This is a genomic window from Rhizobium sp. KNZ2-6A, assembly GCF_056755475.1.
The window spans coordinates 189272-201537 of the sequence record NZ_JBNDIC010000001.1 but is presented as its reverse complement, the minus strand read 5'-3'; the positions used below and the strand labels follow the sequence as shown (position 1 = coordinate 201537).

Sequence of the window (12266 nt, the reverse complement as noted above, 5' to 3'; positions counted from 1 at the left end):
CCGCTGAACGCCCTGGTCAAGCCTTCCAAGCTTACAACTGCCTTCTTGCCGTCAAATTTGGTCAAAGGAAGGCGTGCACCGCACAAACTCCGACATAACCAGTAAGACACTATTATGGTTAAAAGAATGTTAGCGTCGAAACATGAAGGATTTAACGGCGGCGAAGGTTATTCTAGCTCCAGGGAAGAACTGACCGGATGAAACCGGCGGCAAACGCAGACAAAGCTTGCGCGGCGAATTCCTTCACATAAAACTCAAGTTATTGCAAGCAGCCTGTTTTCAATCATGCTATATTTGCTCCCCCCGTCTGGCGCGGGAACACGCCAAATCCTTTGCTAGCCAGCGCTTTCCGATGCCGCCAGCATCTGCGCGGCGAGCTTTTCCGGCAAACGGCGCGGGCGCCCCTTTGCGTTGATCACGGCGATGATGACCTTGGCGGCGATCAGCAACGTATCGCCGCGTCGTATCTCCTGGGACAGCACCATCTTGGCGCCGCCGGCCTTTTCCGTGACCGTGCGGATCGTCAGCACGTCATCCATGCGCGCCGGCCCCTTGAAATCGATCTCCATGCGGTGAACGACGAAAACCAGCCCTTCCTCGTCGGCACTCAGAAGCTCGCGCTGTTCCACACCGAGGCAGCGCAGATAGTCCGTGCGCCCACGCTCGAGGAAATGCAGATAGCGCGCGTGATAGACGAGGCCGGAAAAATCCGTATCTTCGTAATAGACTCGCTGCATCAGCCGGTGGCTTCCGGCTTCCAGTTCCCCAGCAATCAGAAAGGGGCTGTTCATCGTTGCCGCATCTCCTTGAATGTCCGGCATCTCTTTGGCCGAAGTTCTGCCATCAAGCAAGCTTTGAACAATTGTCATAGACTCCGACTATCCGGAATGGTGCCGGCTAGCGGATCGGCGCAGAAGGAAAAATCTCATGAAAATAGCGGTTATGGGCGGCGACGGATTCATCGGTTGGCCAACCTCGCTCCATCTCTCCGACGCCGGCCATGAGATCCACATCCTCGATAATCTTTCCCGCCGCTGGATCGATACCGAACTCGGCGTGCAATCGCTGACGCCGATGGATTCGATCCAGGAACGCACCCGCATCTGGCACGCCGAAACCGGCCGCCGCATCCATTTCAATCTCATCGATCTCGCCAAGGACTACGAGCTTCTGAAGAAGTGGCTGGCCGAGCACCGCCCCGACGCGATCGTGCATTTCGCCGAACAGCGCGCCGCCCCTTATTCGATGAAGAGCGACCGCCACAAGAATTACACGGTCAACAACAACGTCAACGCCACGCACAATCTTCTCAACGCGCTTGTCGAGCTCAATCTCGACGCGCATCTCGTGCATCTCGGCACGATGGGCGTCTATGGCTATTCCACGGTGGGTGCTGCCATCCCCGAAGGCTATCTGCCCGTCGGCATCGATACGACCGACGGTCGCACCGTCAGCCAGGAGATCCTTTACCCCGCCAATCCCGGCTCGATCTACCATATGACCAAGTGCCTGGATCAGCTTCTCTTCCAGTTCTACGCCAAGAACGACGGCCTCAGGATCACCGACCTGCATCAGGGCATCGTCTGGGGCACCCACACGGAGCAGACGCGCCGGCATGAGCAGCTGATCAACCGTTTCGATTACGACGGTGACTATGGCACGGTGCTGAACCGCTTCCTCATCCAGGCGGCGATCGGCTATCCCCTGACGGTACATGGCACCGGCGGCCAGACCCGCGCTTTCATCCATATCCAGGACTCCGTGCGCTGCATCGAGCTGGCGCTGAAGAATCCGCCGGCCCGCGGCGCTCGCGTGGAAATCTTCAACCAGATGACGGAAACGCATCGCGTCCGCGACCTCGCCGACATGATCGCCAGGATGAGCGGCGCGGAAGTCGTCCGTCTGCCCAACCCACGCAAGGAAGCGCCCGAGAACGACCTGACCGTCAAGAACGACAAATTCCTCGATCTCGGCCTGGCGCCGATCACGCTCGAAGCCGGTCTTCTCAGCGAAATCGTCGACGTCGCCAGGAAATATGCTTATCGCGTCGATCGATCGCGCGTTCCGGCCATCTCCGCCTGGACCAAGGATCTTGCCGCGACGGTCAACCATGATCCCGAGGGCAAGAGGTTGAAATCCGTGTCATGATGCTCGGAAGCGAAATGCTGCAGGGCTTGCGGCCTCACAGCCGCCCCCGTGCCGGGCAAGCATTCGTGACGCTGATCACCAATGCCGATTACGCCATGGGCGCGGTGGCCTTGGCGCGCTCCATCGTTCGCAGCGGCACGAAGGCCGATATCGTCGTGCTCCATATAGCGGGAGTCGATGAAGACGACCTTGCTCCACTGTCAGCGCTCGACTGCCGGCTGGTTGCGGTCGAGCATCTTCCGCTTTCGGATGCCTTCAATGAGCGGCATGCCCGCGGCAATCTTCACACAGCGGCTCCCTTCACCAAGGGCCGCAAGCCCTCCTTCCACACGCCGCTCGATAATTTCTGCAAGCTGCGGCTCTGGCAGCTGATCGAATACGACACCTGCGTCTTCATCGATGCCGACGCGCTGGTGCTGAGGAATGTCGACCGGCTCTTCGACTATCCGGAATTTTCCGCCGCGCCGAATGTCTACGAGAGCCTTGCCGATTTCCACCGGCTGAATTCGGGCGTCTTCGTCGCCAAGCCTTCGCTTGCGACCTTCAGGCATATGCTGGAGAGCCTCGACCGCCCAGACGTCTTCTGGCGTCGCACGGACCAGACCTTTCTTGAGACCTTTTTCCCGGATTGGCACGGCCTGCCTGTATTCATGAACATGCTGCAATATGTCTGGTTCAGCATGCCCGCGCTCTGGGATTGGAACAGCATCTCGATCCTGCATTATCAGTATGAGAAGCCGTGGGAGGAAAACCATCCCAAGGCGGAACAGCTGAAACCGCTGATCGACCTGTGGCACAGCTTCCATACCGGCCGAAACATGCCCGATATCGCCACGCTCGCAAATCCAAGAGCGGCGGCATGAAAGTCCTGATTTCAGGCGGAACGGGTCTCGTTGGCCGATACATCGCCGAAGAGCTGCTGTCGGCCGGATACAAGGTTGCAATCGGCGGGCGCAACGCGCCGCCAGCCGGTCTCTTTTCGCAACCCGTCTCCTTCGTCCCCTTGAGCCTTGATCCAACGGAAAATCAGAGTGGCGCTTTTGACGACGCCTATTTCTTCGTGCATGCGGCCTTCAGCCATGTCGCCGGCAAATATCGCGGCGGCGAGGGGGAAGATCCAAAAGGCTTTCGCCGTTTCAATCTCGACGGCTCGGTCAAGCTTTTCGAAACCGCCAGAAAGGCCGGTATTCGCCGCTGCATCTTTCTTTCCTCCCGCGCTGTCTATGGCGATGGAATTTCCAAAGAGGAATTAACGGAGGCGACAAGGCCGATGCCGAACACGCTCTACGGCGAGGTGAAGCGCGACGCCGAACACGCGCTGTTTTCCCTGTCCTCGCCCGGCTTTGCGACCACGAGCCTCAGAGCGACAGGCATCTATGGCGACCTGCGACCGAACAAATGGGACGGACTGTTCGACGATTACCTGAACGACAAGCCGGTTCCTTCACGCGCCGGAACCGAAGTTCATGGCCGCGATCTCGGCCGCGCCATCCGGCTCTTGTTGGAGACGGAAGCGGGCCGGATTGATGGCGAGGCCTTCAATCTCTCGGATATTTTGACCGATACGCGCGAAATCCTGGGGCATCTTCAAAGCGCAACGGGCTGTCCCCACGCACTACCGGCGCCTGCGCCACAAGGTACTGTCAACGCCATGGATGCGTCGAAGATCTGCGCGCTCGGATGGCGAGGCGGCGGGAAGGCCTTGCTTCAGCAAACGATCGAAACGCTGGCGAAGACCATGCCGCCACAGGTCGGCCTCAGCGCATCAGCTTCGTTTCATCCCAACCAAGTGCTGCCAATTCCTCGCCCCTGAACCGCGCATCGTCGGCGACGATGAACTCGTCGAGCTGCGGCGGCGCGACGCTGGTTCCGGCCAGCATGGCATGGACCTGCCCACGATGATGCGTCTGATGCTGGAACAGATGGTTCAGCACATCGTCCGCCCTCTCCCGCTGGATACGGCCGCCGCGTTGGATATCGATGATCCGCATCGCGGTCTCCGGCGTCAACGACTCACAGAAGGTCACCAGCCGGCGATCGACATCCGACTGCTGCCGGCTCAACTCGTCCAGCCGGTCGTACGGCTCCTCGATGTCAAAAGCCTTCAGGCCCAGAGTGCCGCCTTCCAGCGCGTCGACATAGAACCAATCGACCGTCAGGATATGATTGAGGGTCGCCTTGATCGATGGAAAGAAACTGACCCGATCGGCTTCGAATTCGCCCGGCTGCAATGCCGCGCAGGCACGATGCAGGCGGACATTCGCCAAGGCATTGTTATAGCCAAGCTTGCGAAAGCTGCGAATCGGATCGAAAGCGGCCATCAAATCCCCCTAAGCCTTGTCGAGATCACCGTCCCGCCAGACCAGATGGCGGGAGGTCAGCGGCAGGTTTTCGATTTGCTCGGCGATGAAATAGGGCGGGATGTCGAGCGCCACCAGCGCCTCTCGCGTCGCCCGCACCCATTTGAATTCCAGATCGTTGTCGCCATCTTGAATGCGATGCACGATGTTCTTTGGATCGAACGGAAATTCGGTGGGAATATCCATCAGATAGTAGAGGCCGAGCTCATGCCAGTCGAGCTGCTCGTAATGGAAGAAATTCTCGACCGACCAGAGCAGGCGCCCGACCGTAACCTCAACGCCAATCTCCTCGATCATCTCCCGCCGCAACGTCTCCTCCGAAGTCTCGCCGATCTCCGCGCGGCCGCCGGGAAAAGTCCAGAAGTGTTCGTGCACGGCGCGATGCACCAAGACATAGCCGTCTCGAAACCCGAGGCCGGCAACGCGCATCTGGAAGCGCGCGCGACCGGCATTCAATCTGATGTGTTTGCGTTTCGGCATGTTTCCTTATCCCACATCGATCACGACGATTTCAGGCGGAACGCCGAGGCGAACCGGCGCGATGGAGCAGCCGAGGCCGCCTGAAACGATGATATGCCGCTCCTCCTCGACGATATGGCCATAAACATACCGGTCGCCATAGCGCGAGGGCGAATAGGGCGACCAGCCGAAAATCCTCACCTGTCCGCCATGCGTATGTCCCGACAGGGTAAGCGAAACGCGCTGGGGAACGGCGGGAAAAATGTCGGGTTCATGGGCAAGAAGGATCACGGGCGCATCGTCGCCGACCTGCGCCAGCGTGCCGCCGAGATCGTCGAGTCCCCTGGTGAAAGGACGCTTCCAACGCATGCTCCGGCGCAGCGCCAGCTGATCTTCGACGCCGGCAAGCCAGAAGCCTTGCCCGTCCTTCTCCAGGCGCGCCGCGCGGTTGGAATAGACCTCGATGCCGACAGCTTCCAATGCCCGATGGCTGAATGTCGGCCCACGGCCGGTTCTTTGCGCGCTCGAATCATGCCACCAATCATGATTGCCGACGATGGCGTGAACGCCGAGCGGCGCCTGCAGCTTTTCCAGTTCTGCCGCCCATAGGCGGTGATCGACCCGGGCGGTAATGAGATCGGTTCCCGACGTATAATCGCCGAGCAACAAAATAATGTCGCCGCCGAGTTGGTTTGCACGGTCACAGATGGAAGCGATGCGCTCGGCGCTCATCCAGGGTTCGCAGGCATGAAAATCGGCAAGCGCCACGATCCTGAGCTTCAGCCCCGGCGCCCATCCCGGAGGGACCAAGGCGTAGCGGGTGACATTGAGACGGACGACCGGCTCATACCCGAGGGCATATCCCCCAAGTGCCATCAATCCGAATATGCTGCCGCCGAAAAGCTTCAAAAAGGCACGACGGCCAAGCATTCAATCGTCCTCCCGGAACAACCCGAACTGCGCGGCCTCCAGATCCTTGGGTGGCTGCATGCCGAGATGTTTCCAGGCAATCGCGGTCAAAACACGGCCGCGCGGCGTGCGCTGAATGAACCCCTGCTGGATCATGTAGGGCTCGATAATATCCTCGATCGCATCGCGCGGCTCGGAAAGACCGGCGGCAATGGTTTCGATGCCGACGGGACCGCCGCCGAAATTGACGGCGATCATGTTGAGATAGCGCTTGTCGAGTTGGTCGAAGCCGACATTGTCGACCAGAAGCCGCGTCAGCGCCTCGTCGGCAATCTCGCGCGTCACCGCTTCGGCCTTGGCGACCTCGGCGAAATCGCGCACGCGGCGCAGAAGGCGACCGGCGATACGCGGCGTACCGCGTGCACGGCGCGCTATTTCGCGCGCGCCCTCATCCGTCATGCCGAGGCCCATCAGCCTCGCACCACGCCGGACGATCAGCTCCAGTTCCTCGACCGTATAGAAACTCAGCCGCACCGGGATGCCGAAGCGGTCGCGCAGCGGCGTCGTCAGCAGGCCGAGACGCGTCGTGGCGGCAACCAGCGTGAACTTGGCGAGATCGATCTTGACCGAACGCGCCGCCGGTCCCTCGCCGATGATCAGATCGAGCTGAAAATCCTCCATCGCCGGATAGAGGATTTCCTCGACGGCCGGATTGAGACGATGGATTTCGTCGATGAAGAGCACGTCGCGCTCCTCGAGGTTGGTCAGCAGCGCCGCAAGATCGCCCGCCTTGGCGATGACCGGTCCTGAGGTCGAGCGGAAATTGACCCCGAGTTCCTTCGCCATGATCTGCGCGAGCGTCGTCTTGCCGAGGCCGGGCGGACCGACGAACAGCACATGGTCCAGCGCCTCTCCGCGCCCCTTGGCCGCTTCGATAAAGACCTTCAGGTTGGCGCGCGCTTCCGCTTGTCCGGTGAATTCGTCCAGCGATTGCGGCCTGAGCGTCACATCGATGTCTTCGCCCCGCTTTTCCGGCGATATCAGACGTGCGGCTTCACTCATGTCAGAAGTTCCATTCCCGGTATGCGTTTTGCGGCTCCTGCGCCGAAGCTCGATCTCTCGAATTTGCGACAATAGTCAGGATTGCGGAAGGTGCAAAGCCTCACCGCGATAGTTCCTTGAGGCCGAGCCGGATCAGCTTGGCGCTGTCGGCGTCCTCGCCGGCCGCCTTCATCGCAGCTGCAACGGCATTGGCCGCCTGATCGCGGGAATAGCCGAGATTGGTGAGCGCGGAGACGGCATCGGCAACGGGTGCGGAGGCAACCCCTTCTCCCAACTCCTGCTTGAGCCCGATATTGATCGCATCGCCGGCCAGGGCCGGCGCCTTGTTCTTGAGTTCGGTCACGATCCGCATGGCGACCTTCGGGCCGACGCCGGGAGCCCGTGAAACGGCTGTGCGATCCTGCAAGGCAATCGCATTGGCAAGCTCGGCAGGCGTCAGCGTCGAGAGCAGCGCCAGCGCCACTTTCGCACCGACACCCTGAACGGTCTGCACGATGTTGAACCATTCGCGTTCCATGGCTGTCACGAAACCAAAGAGCCGTATCTGGTCCTCGCGGACGTAGGTTTCGATGAAGACAACGCAGGCCTCGCCGACGGAGCCGAGCTTCGACAGCGTGCGCGCCGAACAATAGGCGACATAGCAGACGCCATGGACGTCCACGAGCACATAGTCCTCGCCGATCTCTTCGATTGTGCCTTTCAGCTTGCCGATCATGGGTGATGTCCGTCAGGGATGGGTTTCGGGAGTAATGAGGTCGAGCGAGGGAAAGTAGGCACGGTAGCCCTTGGGATCTCGCGTCAACATGGAATAGCCGCGCACCGCAGCGTGCGCGCCGATCAGAAAATCAGGAAGAATGCGCTCTCTCCCGCCGCCAGCCTGACGATAAACTCTGAAAGCCGCCGCTGCGGCAAATGCGGCTGACCAGGGCAGGCTTTCACGGCGGAATTCGCTTTGCGGCAGTAGCTCGTCCACTTGATCCATACTGCCATAACGCACCGAGAATTCCGCGTAGATAATGGGGTTGATGACAACAGGCCCTCGCTTGAAAGCGGAGAAAACCTGGCCACTGGACCAACCATGCCAAGCTGAACCAGGTATCGCCAGATCAACCAACACATTCGTGTCGACGATGGTGACCATGATTACCGGTCACGCGTCATCGACATCAGCGCTTCGGCGTCGATATCCTGATCGCCGGTGCCTTCCAGGCGCTTGAGAGTGGCCATGAACCGATCGAGCCGCTGCCGATCCTCGATTTCCCGCTTACCATTCTTGGGCGAAACGACCAGCTTTCCATCCTCGACGGAAAATATGACTTCGCTGTTGAGCTCTATGCCCGCCAACTCGCGCAAGTCACGAGGAATGGTCACCTGTCCTTTGGATGTCACACGCATTCCTGCTCTCCAATCCTACGGTAAGAATTATCATTACCGCAAGAACAAGTCAAGAACAAACTACCCTGCCATTGCTGCCTGCCGCAGCCGGCTGGCGCCGCGGTTATGGGCATGGCAGATGGCGATAGCAAGCGCATCGGCCGCGTCGTTGCCCTTGAACTCGGCCTTGGGCATCAGGATCTTCAGCATCATGTGAATCTGCTGCTTCTCGCCATGGCCGACGCCGATGACGGCCTTCTTGACGGCATTCGGCGCATATTCCGATACCGGCAGGCCGGCGCGGGCCGGTACCAGCATGACGACGCCGCGCGCCTGTCCGAGCTTCAGCGTCGCCACCGCATCCTTGTTGACGAAGGTCTGTTCGACGGCCGCCTCATCCGGCTGATAGCTGTGAACGATATCGGCAAGCCCATCATGCAGCTGGCAAAGGCGGGACGCGAGATCCATCTCGCCATCCGACGTCACGGTTCCCGAGGCAACGAAGCGCAGGGAATTGCCAAGCGTATCGATGATACCCCAGCCGGTGCGGCGCAAGCCCGGATCGATGCCGATGATGCGAATCGTATTCTGCATGGGTCAACCTATCTTTCAGGCCTGACATGTGCCAGCAAAATGTGAACAAAACAAAAACAAGACACAGTTTGCGTGTCTGGGCGCTACGCCGAAAACATCGTGACGAAATTGCGGCATGGGGTTTGGAATGAGGCGTCGGCACTCCTACATGTGCAAGCGACCCTCCCTTCCACCACGCAGGTTCTTGCCATGGTTCCCTTTTCCATCCTCGATCTTTCGCCCGTTGCCGAAGGCAGCACGATCCGCCAGTCCTTCGACAGTTCGAAGCGCATGGCGCAGAAGGCGGAAGAGCTAGGCTACAACCGATTCTGGCTCGCCGAGCATCACGGCATGCCGGGCGTCGCCAGCGCCGCGACATCGGTCGTCATCGGCCATGTCGGCGCGGCAACCTCGCGCATCCGCATCGGTTCGGGCGGCGTCATGCTGCCGAACCATTCGCCGCTCGTGATTGCCGAGCAGTTCGGCACGCTGGAAGCCCTGTTTCCCGGCCGCGTCGATCTCGGCCTCGGCCGCGCGCCAGGCACGGACATGCGCACCGCACAGGCCCTGCGCCGCAATATCGAGGCCGGCGCGCAAAGCTTCCCCAATGATATCGTCGAGCTGCAGCATCTCTTCAGCCCCGCCGACGAGAACCAGATCATTCTGGCCGTTCCCGGTCATGGTGCCAACATCCCCATCTGGCTCCTTGGCTCCAGCCTCTACAGCGCCCATCTCGCCGCCATGCTCGGCCTTCCCTATGCTTTCGCCTCACATTTCGCGCCGGAAGCGTTGATGGATGCCATCGCCATCTACCGCGAGCGCTTCACGCCATCGGCCACGCTCGACAGGCCCTATGTCATGGTCGGCGTGATGGGCGCGGTGGCGGAGACGGACGAGGAGGCGCAATACCACTTCACCTCGGCACAGCAGCAGTTCGTCAATCTCCGCCGCAATGCGCGCGGTCCCTTCCCGCGCCCGCGTAGTGATATGGACGATTTCTGGACGCCGATGGAAAAGCTGAACGTGGAAAATACGCTGCGCTACGCCGTGGTCGGTTCGCCGGCAACAGCCGAAACGAAGCTCTCGCAATTCATCAAGGACACCGAGGCCGACGAGGTCATCATTTCGATGCCGATTCATGACATCGAGGCGCGCTTGAAATCGGTCGAGCTGTTCGCGGCGCTTCCTAGCTTTCAAAAAGTGTCCTGATTTTCGGGAAAAGCAGATTATCCGGTGAACCGATTTCGTATGTCCAGCTCACCGGGTGACCGACGGACTCAAGCCACGAGCCTCGTCTTCCAATGACGCCGGATGAGCATGTCGAGCGACAGCTTGCCGGCGCCGGCGACGATCAGCGCGAACATGCCGCCGGAGATCGCCAAATCCTTTTCGAAATGCAGCAGCTCGTTATGGCTGGCGAAGTTCGTGTGAAAGAGCATCGCCGTCAGCAGGCAGAACAGGCCAAGGCCGAATGCGGCCAACCTGGTCATCAGGCCAAGCGCAATGGCAAGGCCGGAGCCAAGCTGCAGCACGATGGTTGCAATCGCGATGGGGGCAGTGACGCCAAGCCTGGCCATGGCATCCAAGGCATTGTCGAAATTGCTGGCAAGTTCGATGCCCTCTTCCAGGAAGAGCAGCGACAGTAGTATGCGGCCGAACAGCAATGCCATATCGGTCATGTTCACAAGAACGGCACTCTCCTCTTCGAATTCCATGACCTATCTCCTTCCCGTCAAGTTCCATAGGTTTCCGATCCTATCCGGCGGCATCCCAACGACTTGATCGAATGGAATGCCGCCGGATCGGTTGAGGCCGAGTTAGTTGGTTGCCTTGGCTCCAATCGCTTTGGTCAGGTCCTCAAGCTCTTCGCAGCCCGCCGGGCAGAGCTTTGTGAGTGCGGCAAGCTGCTCGCGAGCCTTGGGCATGTCGCCGGTCTCGACATAGAGTTCGCCGAGGTATTCATGCGCGCCCTTGTGATCCGGCTGCAGTTCCAGGGCCTTGGTGTAGTAGGTCAGCGATGTCTTGAAATCGCCTGTTTTGCGCAGGGTGAAGCCCATCAGATTGTAGACATCGGCCTGCTGGTGCTCTTCGGCGATGTCACGAAGCTCGGCGAGCGCGCCTGTATAATCCTTCGCATCGATCTTGGTGCGCACCGACGTCAAATCCGGCGCATCGGTCGATTCCATATTGTCGACGGCGAAGGCGATGCTTGCCGTTGCGGCCGGCAGTATGGTGACGGCGCATAGGCCGGCGATCCCGAAAATAGCATTTCTGAACATGGTTCTTGCTCCTCTGTTTGGCCGCTCAGGCCTGGATGGTGGGGGCGAAGCCGTAGGCATTGCCGTCCTTGACGAAGGTTCCGGAGCCCGGGAATGGGAAATGGGAGCCGCAAATCCTGATCTTGTCGGTAATGACGCGATCGATCAGCTTGCGGCGGGTGGCAACTGCCATCGGCCCGTCCTGGTCGTAAGCGCCTTGCCAATCCGGATGCGGAGCGAGCAGCGCCGGCACATACATGATGTCGGCCGAGACCATCAGCTGCTCGCTGCCGCCATCGATGAGGAAGACCGAATGGCCCGGCGTATGGCCGTATGCGACCAGCATGTGCACGCCGGGCGCCACTTCGGCATTGTCGTCGACCAGCTTCCAGTTCTTCCATGTCGGGAAGACGGAGGCGATGCGTCGGCCCGCTTCCTTGCGGCCCTCCGCCAGCTTGTCGACGCGGCCGGGATCGGTCCACCAATCGTATTCGGCCGCGTTGACGATCAGTTCGGCATTCGGGAAGACGGCCGCATTCGTTCCCTTTTCCATCAGGCCCCAGATATGGTCCGGATGGAAATGCGAGATCATGATCGTATCGATCTTCCGATAGTCGATACCGGCGGCGGCCATGTTGGCAGGCAGATGCGTGGCATTGGTCTGCCACTGTCCGACACCGGAGCCGGCATCCATCATGATCTTCCGCCCACCGATATCGAGAACGACGACGGTCAGCGGAATGGGCATGAAGTCCGTTGTCAGGCCGGCCTTGGAGAGTGCTTCCTTGGTATCGTCGACCGAAGCGTTCTTGATGAAGGCCGGATCATGCGGCTTGCGCCAGATACCGTCATAAACGGCCGTGACTTCGATCGAACCGACCTTGTATTTGTAGAAACCGACCGTCGGTTCCAGCGGCGTTGCGGCAAAGGCTTGCGGGATGAATTCGAGCTTCGATGACAGCCCGAAGGCTGCCGCAGCTGCAGCCGTGCCGAGCACGACGCGGCGGGTCATAGCAAACATCGCAATATCTCCTCAGGGTTATGGCCTTTCGGGCCAGGCGGAGGTCGCAAGCCATCGCGGCCATCCACTGAGGAAGAAGATCGGAGGGCACGGGTACTTATT

16 protein-coding genes are annotated in these 12266 nt (G+C 60.0%); 4 read left to right on the top strand and 12 right to left on the bottom strand.

Annotated features, from left to right (window positions below):
- Window positions 1-335: 335 nt before the first annotated feature.
- Window positions 336-791: a tol-pal system-associated acyl-CoA thioesterase gene (gene ybgC / locus ACPYOP_RS00970; RefSeq protein ID WP_481408515.1), complete on the bottom strand. Its 456-nt coding sequence runs from the start codon at window positions 789-791 to the stop codon at window positions 336-338.
- Window positions 792-927: 136 nt separating this feature from the next.
- On the opposite strand from ybgC, the gene ACPYOP_RS00965 reads away from it, so the two are divergent.
- The 3 genes from ACPYOP_RS00965 to ACPYOP_RS00955 are packed head-to-tail and all read left to right on the top strand — an operon-like array spanning window position 928 to window position 3961.
- Window positions 928-2148 carry an NAD-dependent epimerase/dehydratase family protein gene (locus ACPYOP_RS00965; RefSeq protein WP_481408514.1) on the top strand — a complete coding sequence of 407 codons (1221 nt, stop codon included), beginning with the start codon at window positions 928-930 and terminating at the stop codon, window positions 2146-2148.
- Window positions 2148-3011, top strand: a complete 864-nt coding sequence (locus tag ACPYOP_RS00960; RefSeq protein WP_481408618.1) for a glycosyltransferase — start codon at window positions 2148-2150, stop codon at window positions 3009-3011. Before ACPYOP_RS00965 ends, ACPYOP_RS00960 begins: the two co-directional genes overlap by 1 nt.
- Complete coding sequence (locus ACPYOP_RS00955) at window positions 3008-3961, top strand: NAD-dependent epimerase/dehydratase family protein (protein WP_481408513.1); 954 nt, start codon at window positions 3008-3010, stop codon at window positions 3959-3961. Before ACPYOP_RS00960 ends, ACPYOP_RS00955 begins: the two co-directional genes overlap by 4 nt.
- Here ACPYOP_RS00955 and ACPYOP_RS00950 read toward each other — a convergent pair.
- The 8 genes from ACPYOP_RS00950 to ruvC form a co-directional block, all read right to left on the bottom strand.
- Window positions 3906-4469, bottom strand: a complete 564-nt coding sequence (locus tag ACPYOP_RS00950) for a DinB family protein (protein WP_481408512.1) — start codon at window positions 4467-4469, stop codon at window positions 3906-3908. The two genes, ACPYOP_RS00955 and ACPYOP_RS00950, sit on opposite strands and share 56 nt — an antisense overlap.
- A 9-nt stretch (window positions 4470-4478) precedes the next feature.
- Window positions 4479-4988 carry an NUDIX hydrolase gene (locus tag ACPYOP_RS00945; protein WP_481408511.1) on the bottom strand — a complete coding sequence of 170 codons (510 nt, stop codon included), beginning with the start codon at window positions 4986-4988 and terminating at the stop codon, window positions 4479-4481.
- A 6-nt stretch (window positions 4989-4994) separates the two neighbouring features.
- Complete coding sequence (locus tag ACPYOP_RS00940) at window positions 4995-5897, bottom strand: metallophosphoesterase (protein WP_481408510.1); 903 nt, start codon at window positions 5895-5897, stop codon at window positions 4995-4997.
- Window positions 5898-6938, bottom strand: a complete 1041-nt coding sequence (ruvB, locus tag ACPYOP_RS00935) for a Holliday junction branch migration DNA helicase RuvB (protein WP_481408509.1) — start codon at window positions 6936-6938, stop codon at window positions 5898-5900. It lies immediately after the preceding gene.
- A 100-nt stretch (window positions 6939-7038) separates the two neighbouring features.
- Entirely contained in the window at window positions 7039-7653 is a 615-nt protein-coding gene (gene ruvA / locus ACPYOP_RS00930) for a Holliday junction branch migration protein RuvA (protein ID WP_481408508.1), read from the bottom strand.
- Window positions 7654-7665: 12 nt separating this feature from the next.
- The gene (locus ACPYOP_RS00925) at window positions 7666-8079 is read right to left on the bottom strand and encodes a type II toxin-antitoxin system VapC family toxin (RefSeq protein ID WP_481408507.1); all 414 of its coding nucleotides are present in this window, start codon (window positions 8077-8079) and stop codon (window positions 7666-7668) included.
- Window positions 8080-8081: 2 nt separating this feature from the next.
- Complete coding sequence (locus ACPYOP_RS00920) at window positions 8082-8333, bottom strand: AbrB/MazE/SpoVT family DNA-binding domain-containing protein (RefSeq protein WP_004117336.1); 252 nt, start codon at window positions 8331-8333, stop codon at window positions 8082-8084.
- Window positions 8334-8393: 60 nt separating this feature from the next.
- Window positions 8394-8906, bottom strand: a complete 513-nt coding sequence (gene ruvC / locus ACPYOP_RS00915; RefSeq protein ID WP_481408506.1) for a crossover junction endodeoxyribonuclease RuvC — start codon at window positions 8904-8906, stop codon at window positions 8394-8396.
- Between the two features lie 189 nt (window positions 8907-9095).
- Between ruvC and ACPYOP_RS00910 the strand changes: the two genes are divergently transcribed.
- Window positions 9096-10094 carry an LLM class flavin-dependent oxidoreductase gene (locus ACPYOP_RS00910; RefSeq protein ID WP_481408617.1) on the top strand — a complete coding sequence of 333 codons (999 nt, stop codon included), beginning with the start codon at window positions 9096-9098 and terminating at the stop codon, window positions 10092-10094.
- 68 nt (window positions 10095-10162) lie between these two features.
- Here ACPYOP_RS00910 and ACPYOP_RS00905 read toward each other — a convergent pair whose 3' ends face one another.
- The 3 genes from ACPYOP_RS00905 to ACPYOP_RS00895 form a co-directional block, all read right to left on the bottom strand.
- Window positions 10163-10600, bottom strand: a complete 438-nt coding sequence (locus tag ACPYOP_RS00905) for a DoxX family protein (RefSeq protein WP_481408505.1) — start codon at window positions 10598-10600, stop codon at window positions 10163-10165.
- A 102-nt stretch (window positions 10601-10702) separates the two neighbouring features.
- The gene (locus ACPYOP_RS00900) at window positions 10703-11164 is read right to left on the bottom strand and encodes a tetratricopeptide repeat protein (protein ID WP_481408504.1); all 462 of its coding nucleotides are present in this window, start codon (window positions 11162-11164) and stop codon (window positions 10703-10705) included.
- A 25-nt stretch (window positions 11165-11189) separates the two neighbouring features.
- Complete coding sequence (locus tag ACPYOP_RS00895; RefSeq protein ID WP_481408503.1) at window positions 11190-12164, bottom strand: MBL fold metallo-hydrolase; 975 nt, start codon at window positions 12162-12164, stop codon at window positions 11190-11192.
- Window positions 12165-12266: the final 102 nt, after the last annotated feature.